At 68.5% G+C, this 16085-nt stretch carries 15 protein-coding genes; 6 read left to right on the forward strand and 9 right to left on the reverse strand.

Going from position 1 to position 16085, the window contains the following annotated elements; translation table 11 throughout:
* Positions 1-65 precede the first annotated feature (65 nt).
* The 6 genes from JOF46_RS10635 to aroA form a co-directional block, all read right to left on the reverse strand.
* Positions 66-509 carry a CrcB family protein gene (locus JOF46_RS10635; protein WP_209907262.1) on the reverse strand — a complete coding sequence of 148 codons (444 nt, stop codon included), beginning with the start codon at positions 507-509 and terminating at the stop codon, positions 66-68.
* Positions 506-1066, reverse strand: a complete 561-nt coding sequence (locus JOF46_RS10640; protein WP_245348087.1) for a fluoride efflux transporter FluC — start codon at positions 1064-1066, stop codon at positions 506-508. The genes JOF46_RS10635 and JOF46_RS10640 overlap by 4 nt, the downstream gene beginning before the upstream one ends.
* Positions 1067-1088: 22 nt before the next feature.
* Complete coding sequence (locus JOF46_RS10645; RefSeq protein WP_209907263.1) at positions 1089-1730, reverse strand: metal-dependent transcriptional regulator; 642 nt, start codon at positions 1728-1730, stop codon at positions 1089-1091.
* A complete protein-coding gene (gene hisN, locus JOF46_RS10650) occupies positions 1730-2530 on the reverse strand; it encodes a histidinol-phosphatase (protein WP_209907264.1) in 801 nt (266 codons plus the stop codon). Before hisN ends, JOF46_RS10645 begins: the two co-directional genes overlap by 1 nt.
* 114 nt (positions 2531-2644) lie before the next feature.
* A complete protein-coding gene (gene rsgA, locus JOF46_RS10655) occupies positions 2645-3748 on the reverse strand; it encodes a ribosome small subunit-dependent GTPase A (RefSeq protein ID WP_209907265.1) in 1104 nt (367 codons plus the stop codon).
* 4 nt (positions 3749-3752) lie between these two features.
* Entirely contained in the window at positions 3753-5078 is a 1326-nt protein-coding gene (aroA, locus tag JOF46_RS10660; RefSeq protein WP_209907266.1) for a 3-phosphoshikimate 1-carboxyvinyltransferase, read from the reverse strand.
* Positions 5079-5513: 435 nt separating this feature from the next.
* Between aroA and JOF46_RS10665 the strand changes: the two genes are divergently transcribed.
* Both JOF46_RS10665 and rsrA read left to right on the forward strand, forming a co-directional pair.
* Positions 5514-6167 carry a sigma-70 family RNA polymerase sigma factor gene (locus JOF46_RS10665; protein WP_181578273.1) on the forward strand — a complete coding sequence of 218 codons (654 nt, stop codon included), beginning with the start codon at positions 5514-5516 and terminating at the stop codon, positions 6165-6167.
* Complete coding sequence (gene rsrA / locus JOF46_RS10670; protein WP_071213122.1) at positions 6167-6433, forward strand: mycothiol system anti-sigma-R factor; 267 nt, start codon at positions 6167-6169, stop codon at positions 6431-6433. The genes JOF46_RS10665 and rsrA overlap by 1 nt, the downstream gene beginning before the upstream one ends.
* Before the next feature lie 164 nt (positions 6434-6597).
* On the opposite strand, the gene JOF46_RS22865 is transcribed toward rsrA, so the two are convergent.
* The 3 genes from JOF46_RS22865 to JOF46_RS10680 all read right to left on the reverse strand — a co-directional run bounded on the left by JOF46_RS22865 (position 6598) and on the right by JOF46_RS10680 (position 11311).
* Positions 6598-6672: a 50S ribosomal protein bL37 gene (locus tag JOF46_RS22865; protein ID WP_370664980.1), complete on the reverse strand. Its 75-nt coding sequence runs from the start codon at positions 6670-6672 to the stop codon at positions 6598-6600.
* Between the two features lie 104 nt (positions 6673-6776).
* Positions 6777-7382: a GDSL-type esterase/lipase family protein gene (locus tag JOF46_RS10675; RefSeq protein ID WP_071213123.1), complete on the reverse strand. Its 606-nt coding sequence runs from the start codon at positions 7380-7382 to the stop codon at positions 6777-6779.
* A 143-nt stretch (positions 7383-7525) separates the two neighbouring features.
* The gene (locus tag JOF46_RS10680; RefSeq protein WP_209907267.1) at positions 7526-11311 is read right to left on the reverse strand and encodes a multifunctional oxoglutarate decarboxylase/oxoglutarate dehydrogenase thiamine pyrophosphate-binding subunit/dihydrolipoyllysine-residue succinyltransferase subunit; all 3786 of its coding nucleotides are present in this window, start codon (positions 11309-11311) and stop codon (positions 7526-7528) included.
* A gap of 481 nt (positions 11312-11792) precedes the next feature.
* Between JOF46_RS10680 and JOF46_RS10685 the strand changes: the two genes are divergently transcribed.
* From JOF46_RS10685 to JOF46_RS10700, 4 genes are all read left to right on the forward strand, one after another.
* The gene (locus tag JOF46_RS10685) at positions 11793-13145 is read left to right on the forward strand and encodes a hemolysin family protein (protein WP_245348088.1); all 1353 of its coding nucleotides are present in this window, start codon (positions 11793-11795) and stop codon (positions 13143-13145) included.
* Positions 13142-14209: a hemolysin family protein gene (locus tag JOF46_RS10690; protein ID WP_209907268.1), complete on the forward strand. Its 1068-nt coding sequence runs from the start codon at positions 13142-13144 to the stop codon at positions 14207-14209. Before JOF46_RS10685 ends, JOF46_RS10690 begins: the two co-directional genes overlap by 4 nt.
* Positions 14210-14280: 71 nt before the next feature.
* Positions 14281-15249, forward strand: a complete 969-nt coding sequence (locus JOF46_RS10695; RefSeq protein WP_209907269.1) for a metal ABC transporter solute-binding protein, Zn/Mn family — start codon at positions 14281-14283, stop codon at positions 15247-15249.
* The gene (locus JOF46_RS10700; protein WP_245348089.1) at positions 15239-16084 is read left to right on the forward strand and encodes a metal ABC transporter ATP-binding protein; all 846 of its coding nucleotides are present in this window, start codon (positions 15239-15241) and stop codon (positions 16082-16084) included. The genes JOF46_RS10695 and JOF46_RS10700 overlap by 11 nt, the downstream gene beginning before the upstream one ends.
* The last annotated feature ends 1 nt before the right edge of the window (position 16085 follow it).

Raw genomic sequence — 16085 nt, forward strand, 5'->3', positions numbered from 1 at the left:
TCCGCCCGGTGGTGCCCCCGTTCGACGGGAACCATTGGCGGGGAACACAACGGCACCCCGCGCGGTCACCAGGGCAGCAGGGACGCCAGCAGGCCGCCGAGAAGCCCGGCCGCCAGTCCGGCGCCAATGGTCAGCCCGGTGTAGGACACCGCCATCGCCCGGGCCCCGGAGCGCCACAGGGACACGGCCGCCACGATGAAGGTGCTCATGGTGCTCAGCCCCCCGCCCACGCCCAGGACAAGGGCCAGGACCAGCAGTCCCGGCCAGGAATCCAGGTCGCCCGGGTGCCAGGCGATTCCGTGGCGCGCGGCCCACGCTGCGCCCGCGCCGACCAACAGGCAGGCCAGGGAGTTTGCCAGAAGGATGCCCAGCGGAAAGATCCGCGTGCCCGGGGTGGCGCGTCGGTGTTGCGCGGCGGAGAGCAGGACATCGAGCAGGTAGCGCAGCAACGCCCCGAATGCCCCGGCCAGGGCAATGAGCAGGAAGCCGGCGGGGCCAAGTGCGTTCATCCGGTCCCGCCCGCGTCCGGGGTGCCGGGGTGCTGCGTGCCGGCCACTGGTGCCGGCTCCACCGCTGCCCCGCGGTCCAACACCCGCTCCACCACGGCCATGGCCGCCCAGGCCGCCGCCACGCACAGCACCAGCGAGATCGCCAGATCCAGCACGGCGGCACCCGGGGCCGCGCCCAGGGCGAAGAGGACCAGGGCGGAGAACGTCGTGAAGGCGCCCAGGAAGCCGGTGCCGATGCCGGCGCGCAGCCATCCCGGTCCGCGATGGGTCACCTGCCAGTAGCTGGTCAGTGCGCCCAGGGCGGCGGTGCCTGCGACGTTGATGGCCAAGGTGGCGGCGGGGAAACCGGGGCCGTCGGGGAACCACAGGCCCAGGCCGACGCGCAGGCCGGCACCGCACAGGCCGCCCACGGCGACCGCGGCAAGATTCCTGCCGGTGATCCGCGGTGCCTGCCTTGGTGGGGAGATGGTGGGTGGCGTGGCGTTGGAGAGCATCCCGCGGGTCGGCCTTGCGCTGCCCGGGGCCGCCCGCCCGCCCGGTTTCTTCGGCTGGTCCATTCCCTGCACCAGGTTCCGGCGGCTAGGAGTTGGTGGGCACGGGAAGCACCCACAGCATCGTCGCGTCGATGTCGGTGATCCTCGGATGCGGCAGTTCGATGGTGGCCCCGGGGGCAATGCCAAGCTCCGTGCACAGGCGCAGGAACGCGGGGTCCTCGTCGCTGATCCGGGACACCACGGCGGCGGTGGCCGCGCCGTCCAGCTGGAAGCGGTCGAGGCGGATTGCCGGGGGCATCGCCAGGGCGCCGTCGGGCCCGGGGATCGGGTCCCCGTGCGGGTCGGCGGCCGGGTGGCCCAGGCGTGCGGCCAGCGCCTCGATGAAGCGGGTGGAGACGGTGTGCTCGAGCTGCTCGGCCTCCTCGTGCACCTCGTCCCAGGCGTAGCCGAGCTCCTTGAGCAGGAAGGTCTCGATGAGCCGGTGGCGGCGCACCACGGACAGCGCGGCCAGCCGTCCGGCCTCGGTGAACGTGATGGCACCGTAGGGCGGGTGGACCAACAGGTCCTTGCCGGCCAGCTTGGAGACCATCGAGGTCGCGGAGGCCGGGGCCACGCCCAGCTGCGAGGCGATGTTCCCGGTGGTCACCGGGTCGTTCTCCCACTCGGTCAGTGCGTAGAGCGCCTTGAGGTAGTTTTCCTCGCTGGAGGTCAGCGGTGCCGGATGCATTAGCGGCCGGCGTTCAGGATTTCCAGTGCGGCGTCGTGCACCAGGGAATTGCTGGCCACGGCGTTGCCGCCGTTGCAGCCATCGACGCCCTCCACCGAGGTGAAGCGGCCCCCGGCCTCGCGCACGATCGGCACCAGGGCGGCCATGTCGTAGAGGTTCAGCTCCGGCTCGGCGGCCAGGTCCACGGCACCCTCGGCGACCATGCAGTAGGACCAGAAGTCCCCGTAGGCGCGGGTGCGCCACAGCGAGTCGGTCAGCTCGATGAAGTTCTCGCGCTGCCCGCGTTCCTTCCAACCGGTCAGCGAGGAGTAGGACATCGAGGCGTCCTCGAGCTTGGCCACCGAGGAGACCTTCAGCTTGTGGGCGCTGGCCATGGAGCGGCCGGTGTAGGCGCCCATGTCCTTCGCGGCCCACCAGCGGCGGTTCAGCGCCGGGGCGGAGACCAGCCCGACGACCGGCTCCCCGTCGTCGATCAGCGCAATCAGCGTGGCCCAGACAGGCACTCCGCGCACGAAGTTCTTGGTCCCGTCGATCGGGTCGATCACCCAGTGCCGGCTGGACTTGCCGGTGGTGCCGAATTCCTCGCCGGTGATCGCATCGCGGGGCCGGGCACGGGAGATGTGTGAGCGGATGGCTTCCTCGGCCGCCTTGTCCGCGTCCGAGACCGGGGTCAAATCCGGCTTGGTCTCCACGACCAGGTCGACGGCGTTGAAGCGCGAGAGGGTCAGGGCATCGACAGAGTCGGCGATGACGTGGGCCAGGCGCAGGTCATCGTTATAGGTCATCACATCGGTGTTCATGGGCTTAAACCTATCCCACCGCGCCCCGCCGGCCTTGCAGGATGCCACCGGGGGCCCGGCAAATGCGGCGAATCGCCGGTGCCCGGGCCCGGAGGCACACCCGGGGCCCCGTGGCTAGGCGGTGCCCAGTTCCTTGGCCTCGGCGGTTTCGTCCTGCCCCAGCAGCCGGCGGTAGGACTCCAGCCGGGCAATGCCCACCGGACCGGCCTCGCCGGAGGCCACCCACGCATCCAGCGCGCACTTGGGCTCGGTGGCCTTGTGCGTGCAGCCGCGGGCGCACTGGTTGGCGACCGGAACCAGGTCGTCGAAGGCGTTGAGGATGTTCTCCGGGTCCACCAGCGCCAGCCCGAAGGAGCGGATGCCGGGGGTGTCGATGATCCACGAGCCGGCCGGGGCGTCGTCGATGCGCAGCGCCAGGGCCGAGGAGGAGGTGTGGCGCCCGCGCCCGGTGACGGCGTTGACGTTGCCGGTGGCCCGCTGGGCGCCGGTGAGCGCGTTGACCAGCGTGGACTTGCCCACGCCGGAGTGCCCGATGACCACCGAGACCTTGGAGGCGAGCATCTCGCGCAGCTCCTCCACCGGGGTGCCGGCCAGCCGGGCCGAGAGCCCGTCTGCGGAGCGCGCGTCGATGCCGGTGGCCGACTCGTCGGTGGTGCGCGAGACCACGATGTCGATGTCCAGGTGCCGGTAGTTCTCCAGGAACGGTTCCGGGTCGCGCACATCGGCCTTGGTGATGCACAGCAGCGGGTGGATGCCCGCGTCGAAGGCCGCGACGATGGCCCGGTCGATGAAGCCGGTGCGCGGCTCCGGGTTGGCCGCGGCCACGACGATCACCAGCTGGTCGACGTTGGCCACCACGACGCGTTCGACCGGGTCGGTGTCGTCGGCGCTGCGGCGCAGGAGGGTGGATCGGTCCTGGATGCGCACCAGGCGGGCCAGGGTGTCCGGTTCCCCGGAGGTGTCGCCCACCAGGGCCACGAAGTCCCCGGGCACCACCGGGTTGCGGCGCAGCTCGCGGGCGCGGGCGGCGATCACGATCCGCTCCTGCTCGGTGTCCTCGTCGAGGATTGCGCGGTAACGGCCGCGGTCCACCGTGATGATGCGCCCGATCAGCGCGTCCTCGTAGGCGGGGCGGTCCTTGGTGCGGGGTCGTGAGCCTTTTTTGTTGGGGCGGATGCGGACATCCGATTCGTCCCAGTCCCGTGTGCTGCGTGTCATGTGCTTAGTGTGCGGCCTTTCCGCTGGCGGCCAGCGTGGTCCAAAGTTCGGGGAAGTCGGGCATGGTCTTGGCGGTGGTTCCGATGTCCAGGACCTTCACCCCGGGCACGGCCAGGCCGATGATGGCCCCGGCGGTTGCCATGCGGTGGTCGGCGTAGGTCGCGAACTCCCCGCCGTGCAGCGGGGCCGGTTCGATCAGCAGCCCGTCCGCCAGTTCGGTGGCACTGCCGCCGAGGTTGTTGATCTCGGTCACCAGCGCGGCGAGCCGGTCGGTCTCGTGCCCGCGCAGGTGCGCGATGCCGGTGAGCCGGGAGGGGCCGGTGGCCAGGGCGCAGATGGCAGCGAGCGTGGGGGCGAGCTCGGAGGCGTCCGCGTAGTCGATGCCGGAGATCTCCGCCGGGCCGGTGAGCTCCAGGGTGCCGTCCGCGTGGTGCGTGATGCTCGCGCCCATGCGGGTGAGGATGGTGCGCCACTGGTCGCCGACCTGGGTGGTGGAGGTGGGCCAGTGCGGGACGCGGACCGTTCCTCCGGTGACCATGGCTGCGGCCAGGAAGGGACCGGCGTTGGACAAATCCGGTTCCATGGTGCGCTCGAAGGCGCTGATGTTTCCGGGTTCGACCTTCCAGCTGCGCTCGTCGGGGCGGGTGATCACCACGCCGAGCTCGCGCAGCGTCGCAACGGTCATCTCGATGTGGTCGGGGCTGGCGATGCGGCCGGCGGCGGCGGTGATTTCCAGCCCGTGCTCGGTGCGCGCGGCAACCAGCAGCAGGGCGGAAATGAACTGCGAGGAACCCGAAGCGTCGACCGTGATCCGGCCCCCGGCCAGGGACCCGGTGCCGGTGACGGTGGCAGGCAGCAGGCCCGGTTCGCCGTGCTCGGCCAGCGGGACGCCGAGGTCGGACAGCGCGTTGAGCACCGGGGCCATGGGGCGCAGCCGGGCGTGCGGGTCGCCGTCGAAGGTGAAGGAGCCTCGGGCCAGGGCGGCCAGCGGGGGAACGAAGCGCATGACGGTCCCGGCCAGCCCGCAGTCGATGTCGACCCGGCCCATGTCGGCGCCCAGGTCCATGGGGGTGATGAGCAGCTCCAGGGTTCCGTCCGCCACCTGGCGGGTTTCGATGCCGGTGCCCAGGGCGCGCAGGGCGCCGATCATCAGGTCGGAGTCGCGCGAGGCCAGCGCGTTGGAGATGCGCGAGGGGCCCTCGGCCAGGGCGGCGAGCAGAAGATACCGGTTGGTCAACGACTTGGACGCCGGAACGATGACGGTTCCGTCAACGGGGAGTTCGGGGTGCGGGGCGTCCCACGCGGTGTCCAGGGTCTCTTGGGTGCTCAACGGCTGCCTCCGGGTCTCGGGTGTGCCGCGGGAATTGGCCCGCGGCGGGGGAATGGGGGTCGGGAATGGGGGTCATGGGCGGTGGCGGCGCCGTTGCCGCCGGCGGTGGATTCGCGCCGGATGCGCAAAACCACCTGCGAAGGGGGAACACCTGGAGCCGGTGCCGCTGGGGGCCGGGCCCGTGGGCCGGCGATCGGTGTCCCCTCGTGGCCCCAATTCTAGCCGCAGGCGGGGCCCGGGCGTGGAATAGAGTCGCGGGCTTGCGTGTTACCCCCTGTATGGCGTGAACCGCGCAACGCGCAACAACCGCTGGCGCGGGAAGCCGCGCCAGCGTCAAACAACGATTCCAAGGCAAGAGGCGGAGGACATATGGGAGTATTGCAGCTCGAAGCCCCGGCCCCGAGTGCGTCGCGGCTACGCGTAGACTGGGCCGTGATGACCGAGAATATACAGGGCACCGACACTGTACCGGTAGCCGATGAGACCGAAGCACAACGCCGCGAGCGCTTCGAGCGCGACGCACTGCAATATGTCGACCAGCTCTATTCCGCGGCCATGCGCATGGCGCGCAACCCCGCGGATGCCGAGGACCTGGTCCAGGAGGCCTACACCAAGGCGTATTCGGCCTTCCACCAGTACAAGCCCGGGACCAACCTGAAGGCCTGGCTGTACCGGATCCTGACCAACACCTACATCAACCTCTACCGCAAGCGCCAGCGCGAGCCGCTGCGCACCGGGACGGACACCGTCGAGGATTGGCAGATGGCCAAGGCCGCGGAGCACACGCCCGCCGGGCTGCGCTCGGCCGAGGTCGAGGCCCTGGACCACCTGCCGGACTCGGACGTGAAGAACGCGCTGCAGTCCATTGCCGAGGAGTTCCGGTTGGCGGTGTACTTCGTGGACGTCGAGGGTTTCCCCTACAAGGATGCCGCGGAGATCCTCGGTGTGCCGATCGGCACGGTGATGTCGCGGTTGCACCGGGGACGAAAACAATTGCGAGAACTGCTCGCCGACTATGCGCATGAGCGCGGGATCGGTGTGGCACAAAGGACCCAAGGGGCACCCACGCCCGGAGCGGAGAAGAAATAATGGGGGACTGCCAGTCATTGGGAGACTGCGACGACAAACGCATCGTGCGTCTGTACGAGTACCTTGACGGAGCGTTGTCGCTGCAGGACCTCTCGGAGGTCAAGGCCCACCTGGAGCACTGTGCCGAGTGCACCGAGGAATACGACCTGGAGTGCATCATCCGCTCCGTCGTGCGACGCAGCTGCCAGGAGATCGCGCCGGACACGCTGAAGTCGAAGATCATCACCCGGATTTCCGAGATCCGGGTCGAATCGGGCCACGCCTAGAAACGTCGGCGAGACCAATCCACGCCCGCCACCAGGCGCCGGGCACGCAAGAGGGCCGGAGTTCGTTTCATCGTCAGCTGACGATCAACGGGCTCCGGCCCTCTGGTCTTCCGGGTGCGGTGTTCCTGCGGTCTGTGCCCGCGGGGAACACCGCCGCGTCCGGCTTAGGTGTTGGGGCGCTTGCCGTGGTTGGCTCCGCCGCGCTTGCGATCCTTACGCTTACGTGCACGTTTGCTCATGTGAGGACTCCTTTGCAATTCCTGGTCCCAAGTTGGACTTTCCCCAGTCTGTCATATACACGCGGCCGGACCCAAGAATATAAGTACGCCGCGAGAAAAATGTGTCAGCCGGCCCCGGGCTCGGGCAACCCCAGCCAGGAGTACCAGCCGCGGTGCAGCACGAGCCAGGCCATCAGCCCGTATCCGGCCTGCCCGGGCAGCCCGCCGTTGACCGACAGGTCGTTGCGCCACTGGGCGTGGTTCTGCAGCGGGGTGAAGGTGTCCACGTAGTGGTGCTTGCGGCGCGTGGCCACATCCGCGTAGACGTGGGAGAGCTCGGCCAGGCGCGCGTTGCGTTCCGGGTCAAGTCCGGGGGCGGGGCCCACGACCAGGGCCTTGATGCTCATCTGCGAGGCGGAGTCCAGGATGTTGGCCAGGTTCAGCCGGGAGCGGGCGGTGGACAGGCCCAGGTCCAGGTCGCGGTCCGAAAGCGCGATGACCAGGCGGTTGTCGACGTTCTCGCCGAAACGGCGGGAGGCCTCGTCGAACCAGCGGGTGCTCAGGGCCTCGGTGCCTTCCCCGGGTGCGGCCAGCGTGTAGCTCTCGATGCGGACCTCGGTGTTGGAGGTGCGTGCCAACACCCGTCCGTACCAGCCCAGTGCCCGCGGATCCCCGTGACCGGCCAGGAGCTCGTCGCCGATGGCGGTAAGTCGAATAGTGCGGTATTCCACGAAAGACCTTTCTCAGGGCGCGTACGCACCAACATTAGCAGTCGGTTAAGCGACCTCGGGGCGGGACACCGTCGATGTCCCGCCCCGAGGGCAATTTCCGCGGTCACATCACCCTTTGGGTGCGGACCGCCCGGCGTCGAACCCTAGCGGGTGAACGCCTCGGTGATCAGGCGCGCCTGCTGGACCTCGTGGCGCTTGTGCGTGCCGGTGGAGGTCGCCGCCGATGCCTTGCGCGAGACCAGGCGCACGACCTTGCCCAGCTCGGCCGGCAGGTTCAGGCCGACGAACGGCCACGGACCCTGGTTTGCGGGCTCGTCCTGTGCCCAGACAACCTCGGCGTTCGGGTACTTGGCAGCCTCGGCCGCGATCGCCTCGGCGGGCAGCGGGTAGAGCTGCTCGACGCGCACGATTGCGGTCTTGGTGTCGTTGGCCTTGGTGCGGGCCGCTTCCAGGTCGTAGTACAGGCGACCGGAAACCAGCAGCACGCGATCGACGTCGGCCGGGTTCAGGTTGGCCGTGTCGGGGATGACCTCCTGGAAGGTGCCGGTGGTGAAGTCCTCCACCGACGAGGCCGCTGCCTTCAGGCGCAGCAGCTGCTTCGGGGTGAAGATCACCAGCGGCTTGCGCGGACGGGCGTAGGCCTGGCGGCGCAACAGGTGGAAGTGGTTGGCGCCGGTTGACGGCTGGGCCACGACCATGTTGTTCTCCGCGCACATCTGCAGGAAGCGTTCGATGCGGGCCGAGGAGTGGTCCGGGCCCTGTCCCTCGTAGCCGTGCGGAAGCATCATGACCAGCGAGGAGCGCTGGCCCCACTTCTGCTCGGCGGAGGAGATGAACTCGTCGATGACGGTCTGGGCGCCGTTGACGAAGTCGCCGAACTGCGCCTCCCAGAGCACCAGGGCGTCCGGGCGCTCGACCGAGTAGCCGTACTCGAAGCCCAGGGCCGCGTATTCGCTCAGCAGCGAGTCGTAGATCCACAGCTTGGCCTGGTCTTCGGCCAGGTTCAGCAGCGGGTACCACTCGTCTCCGTTGAGGCGGTCGTGGAAGACCGCGTGGCGCTGCACGAAGGTGCCGCGTCGCGAGTCCTGGCCCGCCAGTCGGACCGGCACGCCTTCCATGGACAGGGTGCCGAAGGCTGCGATTTCCGCCATGCCCCAGTCGATCCCGCCCTCGCGGCTCATCTTTTCGCGGCGCTCCAGGAGCACCTTGAGCTTCGGGTGGACGGTGAAGTCCTCCGGGATGGCCAGGTGTGCGGCACCGATGTGCGCCAGGGTCTCGGCGGTGATGGCCGTGTCCTTGGCGTCGATCGAGGCTGCCTCGTCCTCGCGCTGGGCCGTGGGCAGCTCCAGGTCGTGGATGGCCGAGGTGCCCGGGGTGATCACCGGGATCGGGGAGGTCTGCGCCGCGTGGGTCTCGGCGAAGACGCGCTCCAGTCGCTGCTGGTAGTCGCGCAACGCCTGGTCGGCCTCGTCCTGCGTGATGTCGCCGCGGCCGACGAGGGCCTCGGTGTACAGCTTGCGGGTCGAGCGCTTGGCCTCGATGAGGTTGTACATCATCGGCTGCGTCATCGACGGGTCGTCGCCCTCGTTGTGGCCACGGCGGCGGTAGCACACCATGTCGATGACGACGTCCTTGTTGAAGCGCTGGCGGTAGGCGAAGGCCATCTGCGCCACGTGGACCACTGACTCCGGCTCGTCGCCGTTGACGTGGAACACCGGTGCCTGGACCTGCTTGGCCACGTCGGTGGCGTACACGGAAGAGCGCGAGTTGGTCGGGGCGGTGGTGAAGCCGACCTGGTTGTTCACGATCACGTGGATCGTGCCGCCGGTCTTGTAGCCCTCGAGCTGGGAGAGCGTGAGGGTCTCGCCGACCACGCCCTGGCCCGCGAATGCGGCGTCGCCGTGCACCAGGAGCGGCAGGACGTTGAAGTCCTTGGATCCGGCGCGGTCCTGCTTGGCGCGCACGATGCCCTCGAGCACCGGGTCAACGGCCTCCAGGTGCGAGGGGTTGGCGGCCAGGTAGACCTTGGTCTGGTTGCCCTGGTCCGAGGTGTAGGAACCCTCGGTGCCCAGGTGGTACTTCACGTCGCCCGAGCCCTGGACCGAGCCCGGGGTCGCGGTGCCCTCGAACTCGCGGAAGACCTGTGCGTAGGTCTTGCCGGCGATGTTGGTCAGCACGTTCAGGCGGCCGCGGTGCGCCATGCCGATGGCGACCTCTTCCATGCCGGCGTCGGCTGCGTCGGACAGGATGCCGTCAAGCAGCGGAATCAGGGATTCGCCACCCTCCAGGGAGAAGCGCTTCTGGCCGACGAACTTGGTCTGCAGGAAGGTCTCGAAGGCCTCCGCGGAGTTCAGCTTGGCCAGGATGCGCAGCTGCTCTTCGCGGGTCGGCTTGGTGTACGGGTGCTCCAGCTCGTCCTGGAACCACTTGCGTTCCACCGGATCCTGGATGTGCATGTACTCGATGCCTATGGTGCGGCAGTAGGCGTCGCGCAGCACCCCGAGGATGTCGCGCAGCAGCAGGCGGTCCTTGCCGCCGAAGCCGCCGGTGACCCATTCGCGGTCCAGGTCCCACAGCGTCAGGCCGTAGGTCTGGATGTCCAGGTCCGGGTGGCGGCGCTGGACGTACTCGAGCGGGTTGGTGTCGGCCATCAGGTGGCCGCGCACGCGGTAGGAGTGGATCAGCTGCTGGATGCGGGCGATCTTGTTGACCTGGAGCTCGACGTCGACCTGGTTGTCGACGGCCCAGCGGACCGGCTCGTAGGGGATGCGCAGCGCTTCGAAGATCTCGTCGTAGAAGCCCTGCTCGCCCAGCAGCAGCGACTCGACGAGCTTGAGGAACTCGCCGGAGCCGGCACCCTGGATGACACGGTGGTCGTAGGTCGAGGTCAGCGTGATGACCTTGCCCACGCCCTGCAGGGCAACGGTCGACTCGGCGGCGCCGCGGAAGGCAGCCGGGTACTCGAGGGCGCCGACGCCCACGATGGTGGCCTGGCCCTTGGACAGGCGCGGCACCGAGTGCACGGTGCCGATGCCGCCGGGGTTGGTCAGCGAGACAGTGGTGCCGGCGTAGTCGTCGGCGGTGAGCTTGTTGGCGCGGGCGCGCTTGATCAGGCCCTCGTAGGTCTCCCAGAATTCGGAGAAGGACAGGGTTTCTGCTGCCTTGATGTTGGGAACCGCAAGCATGCGCGAGCCATCGGGCTTGGGCATGTCGATGGCGATGCCGAAGTTCACGTGGGCCGGCTGGATCGCCATCGGCTTGCCGTCGATCTCGGCGTAGGTGACGTTCTGCGAGGGGAAGAGCTTCAGTGCACGGATCACGGCGAAGCCGATGATGTGCGTGAAGGAGATCTTTCCGCCACGGGCGCGCTTGAGGTGGTTGTTGATGACCACGCGGTTGTCGATCAGGGCCTTGGCCGGGACCGCACGCACCGTGGTGGCCGTCGGAACGGTCAGCGACTGCTCCATGTTGGTGGCGATGGCCTTGGCCGGGCCGCGCAGCTGGGTACGCTTTTCCTCGCCCGATGCCGAGCTGCCGGTGCCCTTGGGCAGCTGCGCCGGGATCGGCTGGGACTTGGTGGCCGGGGCCGGGTCGGCCGGGACGCGCGGTGCGGCTGCAGCGGCGGAACCTGCGGTGGAGGATTCCGCGGAGGCGCTGGGGGTGGTGCCGGTGACGTCAACGACGCGGGCCTGCGTTGCGGCGCGCGGTGCGGCAGGAGGGGCAGCCGGTGCCGGGGCCGGGGTTGCCGCGACCGGAACCTCCGCTGCCGGGGGTGCGGCAGCCTGGTCCGAATTGAGGGACGCGAAGATGTCCCACCATTTCTTGTCTACCGAGTTCTTGTCCTTGAGGAACTGTTGGTACAGCTCATCGACTAGCCATTCGTTCCCGCCGAACTCTTCGGTGAGTCGGTGGTGCGATTGATCTGGCACGGTATTACGCCTCTTCTCCCTGTATTTCCGTTTGTCTAAGCGCCTTCGAGCGGAAACCCGTCACGAGGGCATAGTTCTAGACCTGCTAAGTAGTCTAGTGACTAATCTCCGCCGGATGGGAACCAATGAGCCGGGTATCACATGCGTGGCGCGTCGAACGGCGATTCAAGCGACCGGCCTCACACCCTGCGCCCCCGGTGCACCATTCGGGGCGCCGGGGGACCTCTTGCGTCGGTGCCCGGCCCGGGGAGCGGCGCATGTGCTCAAGTCGCGGTTCAGATACACTGACATTGTTATGGACAGCCACTCTCTGTGCCGGCCAGTCGTGAAATCACGCGGTGCCGGCCACACATGTCATTGCTCACCCAGTTCGATCTCCCCATCGGAGCCTTCTTGTTGCCGGCGCACACACCCTAGATTTCCGGGTCTCGGCGTTTCCGCCCCCCGAATCCGCTCCGCCGCCGGGGCGGTGAGACACTAGATGGAATGGTTGCTGCTGGCCGTTGGCCTGCTGTTGATCCTGGGCACCGGCTTCTTCGTCGCCGTCGAATTTTCCCTCGTCGCTCTCGACCAGGCCAATGTGCAGGAAGCCGTCGACGCGGGGGACACCAAGGCCATTGCCCTGCTGCACTGCCTCAAGTCCCTCTCCACCCAACTCTCCTCCTGCCAGCTGGGCATCACCCTGACGACGCTGCTGACCGGCTACGTCATCGAACCCTCGGTGGGCAAGCTGCTCCAGGGCCCGCTGCTGGCTCTCGGGCTCGGGGACTCCGCGGTTCCGGTGTCCCTGGTCGTGGCGATGCTGCTGGCCACGCTGCTGTCGATGGTCATCGGCGAACTGGTCCCGAAGAACCTGGCCATCGCCAAGGCCTTCGACATCGGCCGCGCGCTCGCCCGGCCGCAATTGATCTTCACCGCCATCTTCAAGCCGGCCATCGTCTTGCTCAACGGCTTCTCCAACAAGGTCCTGCACCTGTTCGGCCTGGAGGTCAAGGAGGAGATCTCCGGGGCGCGCTCCCCGGCCGAGCTGGTCTCGCTGGTGCGCCGCAGTGCGGCAATGGGCACCCTGGACAAGGAGGCGGCGCTCTTCGTTGACCGCACCGTGCGCTTCTCCGAGCGCTCGGCCGCCGACGTGATGACCCCGCGCACCAGGATGCAGACCATCGAGCACGACGCCCACGTCCAGGAGGTCATCGAGCTGGCGAAGAAGACCGGGTACTCCCGCTTCCCCGTCACCGACGGGTCCACCGACGAGATCAAGGGCGTCTGCCACGTCAAGACCATCATTGCCATCCCGCGCGACAAGCGCGCCGGCAAGGAGGTCGGGGAGAACAAGACCCCGGTGATCTTCGTCCCGGAAACCGTGCACCTGGACACGCTGCTGGTGCAGCTTCGCGGCGCAAACCTGCAAATGGCGATCGTGCTTGACGAATATGGCGGAACCGCCGGAATGGTCACCTTGGAAGACCTGATTGAGGAAATCGTCGGCGAAGTCGCCGACGAGCACGACTCCGCGGGGCCCGAGGTGCGCCAACTGCCCGACGGCTCCTGGATGATCCCGGGCATGTTCCGCCCGGACCAGCTCAACGAGCTCATCGGCGAGGTCGAGATCCCCGACGATGCCGCCTACGAAACCGTGGGCGGGTTCGTGATGGCCGAACTGGGCCGGATCCCGTTCCTCGGCGACGAGGTCGACACCGAGGGTGGTGCGTTCACCGTCACCGCGCTGGACAAGCGCCGCGTCGCGGAGCTGCACTTCGTGCCGCGCCCGCCGACAACTTCGAGCGCGTCCTCGGCATCAAGCCCGGACGAAGCCACGGAGGGACGGGCATGAACGACTTTTCCGGCCTGCTCTGGCTGATTGTCTTGTTGCTGGGCAACGCGTTCTTCGTCGCGGCGGAATTCGCCGTGATGTCCGCCCGCCGCTCCCAGATCGAACCGCTGGCCGACGCGGGGGACAAGCGTGCGATCCGCGCGCTGAAGGCCATGGAATCGGTCTCCATCATGCTCGCGGTGTGCCAGCTGGGCATCACCGTGTGCTCGCTGCTGATCCTGAACGTCGCCGAACCGGCGATCCACCACCTCTTCGTGGTGCCGCTGCAGTTCCTGGGCCTGACCGAGGCGCTGGCCGGATCCGTCGCGTTCCTGCTGGCGCTGCTGATCGTCACCTTCCTGCACGTGACCTTCGGCGAGATGGTGCCGAAGAACATCTCGGTGTCGATGGCCGACAAGGCGGTGCTGCTGCTGGCCGGGCCGCTGTTGTGGCTCTCGGTGGGCGTGCACCCGATCGTGGTTTCGCTGAACTGGATCGCCAACCGCTTCCTGCACCTGATGGGGATCGAGCCCAAGAACGAGGTGAACTCCGCGTTCACCGCCGCCGAGGTGCAGTCGATCATTGCTTCCTCGGCGCGCTATGGCACGCTGGAGGCCGACGATGCGATCATGCTGCGCAAGGCGCTGGAGTTCTCCGACCTCACCGCCTCCGCCACCATGGTAGACCGCGACCAGGTTGTCACCCTGGAGCAGGGCACCACGGTGCAGGAATTCGAGCGCACCGTGGGCCGGACCGGCTTCTCGCGCATCGTCATCGCCCGGGACGGGGAATTCGTGGGCTACTGGCACATGAAGGACGTCATGGCGCTGCCCGACGACAGGTACCGCGAACCGGTCACCGACATCGAGCTGCGCCCCATGGGCGTGGTGGCCGGTGATGCGGAGATCGAAGATGCGATGGAGCAGATGCGTGCCGACGGCAAGCACCTGGCCCGCGTGGTCGACGGGACCGGCGCCACCCTGGGGATCCTGTTCCTGGAGGACGTGCTGGAGCAGCTGGTCGGGGAAATCGACGACCAGAACCAGAAACGCGGCATCCGCCGGGAAAACCGCAGCGCCCAATAATGCGAATGACTCGCAATTGAGATAGTCTGGGGTCTGTTGGTTTTCCCCCCGAAAGGTCCCGTACGCACCGCATGAACAAACCACTTCGCGCCCTCGCCGCCGCTGCCTGCCTCCTGTTGCTCTCCGCCTGCGCCACCGCGCCGGCGGGCCAAGGCGCACAACCCGGCGCTGCCGGGCCGGTGCTCGAGGTGGTGGCATCGACCTCGGTGTACGCCGACGTGGCCCGGGCGGTTGGCGGGTCGGCGGTGAGCGTGCGCGCCATCGTGGACAAGACCTCCCAGGACCCGCACTCCTACGAGGCCACCGCGCGCGACAAGCTCGCGGTCTCCAAGGCCGATGTCGTCATCGCCAACGGCGGGGGATACGACCCGTTCATGGACGCGCTGGCCCAGGGCCTCTCGCTTCCCGACGGCGCGATGATCCACGCGGTGGACTTCCAGGCCGGGCACGGCGACCCCTCCGGTGCGAGCGAACCCGAGGGCACCGTGCAGGACCATGCCGGGCACGACCACGCGGAGGGCAACGAACACGTCTGGTACGACGTGCACACCGTCGGCGCGCTGGCCCGCGGCCTGGCCGCCGAGTACTCCAAGCTCATGCCCGCCAAGTCCGCGGAGTTCACGGCCGCGGCCGACGCCTTCGACAAGCGCATCGATGCGCTGGCCGGGCGCATCGACTCGTTGCGGGCCACCGCGGAAGGCAAGAAGTTCGCGATGACCGAACCGCTGGCCTACTACCTGCTCAGCGATGCCGGGATGGTCGATGGAACCCCCGCCGGCGTCAGCGCCGCGATGGAAGCCGGCGAGGACGTGCCCCCGCTGCTGCTCAAGAAGCTTGCCGAAGGGCTCGAATCGCACGAGTTCGCGGTGCTGGCGCTGAACACCCAGACCTCCGGGCCGCAGACCGAGAAGGTCGGCGCGCTGTCGAAGTCCGCCGGGGTCCCGGTGCTGGATTTGACCGAAACCCTGCCCGAGGGGCTCAACTACATCTCCTGGATGGAATCGAACGTGCAGCAACTTGAGGTGGCCCTTGGCCGCTAGCCCCAGCACCGTGCCGGGCGCCCCGGCCAAGCCCGCACCCGAACCGGTGGTGCGCCTGCGCGGCGCCTCGCTGCGCTTCGGCGACCGACTGCTCTGGGATGGGCTGGATTTGGACATCGCCCCGGGCGAATTCCTGGCCGTGCTGGGCCCCAACGGGTCGGGCAAGACCACCATGCTGCGCACCCTGATGGGCCTGCAGGAACTGTCCTCCGGCACCGTCGAGGTTGCCGGGCGGCCCGCGACCCGCGGCTCCCGCCAGGTCGGCACCATCCCGCAGCAGCGCTCCTTCGACGACAACACCCCGCTGCGCGCCCGCGACCTGGTGGCCCTGGGCATCGACGGTCACAAGTGGGGGATCCGACTGGGCCGGGCGAAGATGCGGGCGCGCGTGGACGAGCTGCTGGAACTGGTCGGGGCCACCGCCTACGCCGACCGCCCCGTCGGGGTGCTCTCCGGCGGCGAGCAGCAGCGGCTGCGCGCGGCCCAGGCGCTGGCGGACGACCCGCGGCTGCTGCTGTGCGACGAGCCGCTGCTCTCCCTGGATTTGCACCACCAGCAGGCCGTCTCCTCGCTGATCCACCGCCAGGCCTGCGACCACGGGGCGGCGGTGGTCTTCGTGACCCACGAGATCAACCCGATCCTGCAATACGTCGACCGGGTGCTGTACCTGGCCGGCGGGCGATTCCACGTCGGGACCCCCGAGGAGGTCATGCGCTCCGAGGTGCTCTCCGAGCTCTACGGCAGCCCCATCGAGGTCTTCGAGTCCAACGGCCGCATCGTGGTGGTCGGGATGCCCGAGACCGTGAACCACGCCCACCCGCACCAAGGAGCCTGAG

The sequence above is a fragment of the Paeniglutamicibacter psychrophenolicus genome, from assembly GCF_017876575.1.
GTDB lineage: Bacteria > Actinomycetota > Actinomycetes > Actinomycetales > Micrococcaceae > Paeniglutamicibacter > Paeniglutamicibacter psychrophenolicus.

Bases quoted from the DNA above. Each gene is read 5' to 3' on its own strand.
- JOF46_RS10635 (WP_209907262.1), bottom strand. From the start codon at position 509: ATGAACGCACTTGGCCCCGCCGGCTTCCTGCTCATTGCCCTGGCCGGG.
- JOF46_RS10640 (WP_245348087.1), bottom strand. From the start codon at position 1,066: ATGGACCAGCCGAAGAAACCGGGCGGGCGGGCGGCCCCGGGCAGCGCA.
- JOF46_RS10645 (WP_209907263.1), bottom strand. From the start codon at position 1,730: ATGCATCCGGCACCGCTGACCTCCAGCGAGGAAAACTACCTCAAGGCG.
- hisN (WP_209907264.1), bottom strand. From the start codon at position 2,530: ATGAACACCGATGTGATGACCTATAACGATGACCTGCGCCTGGCCCAC.
- rsgA (WP_209907265.1), bottom strand. From the start codon at position 3,748: ATGACACGCAGCACACGGGACTGGGACGAATCGGATGTCCGCATCCGC.
- JOF46_RS10665 (WP_181578273.1), top strand. From the start codon at position 5,514: ATGACCGAGAATATACAGGGCACCGACACTGTACCGGTAGCCGATGAG.
- rsrA (WP_071213122.1), top strand. From the start codon at position 6,167: ATGGGGGACTGCCAGTCATTGGGAGACTGCGACGACAAACGCATCGTG.
- JOF46_RS10685 (WP_245348088.1), top strand. From the start codon at position 11,793: ATGGAATGGTTGCTGCTGGCCGTTGGCCTGCTGTTGATCCTGGGCACC.
- JOF46_RS10690 (WP_209907268.1), top strand. From the start codon at position 13,142: ATGAACGACTTTTCCGGCCTGCTCTGGCTGATTGTCTTGTTGCTGGGC.
- JOF46_RS10695 (WP_209907269.1), top strand. From the start codon at position 14,281: ATGAACAAACCACTTCGCGCCCTCGCCGCCGCTGCCTGCCTCCTGTTG.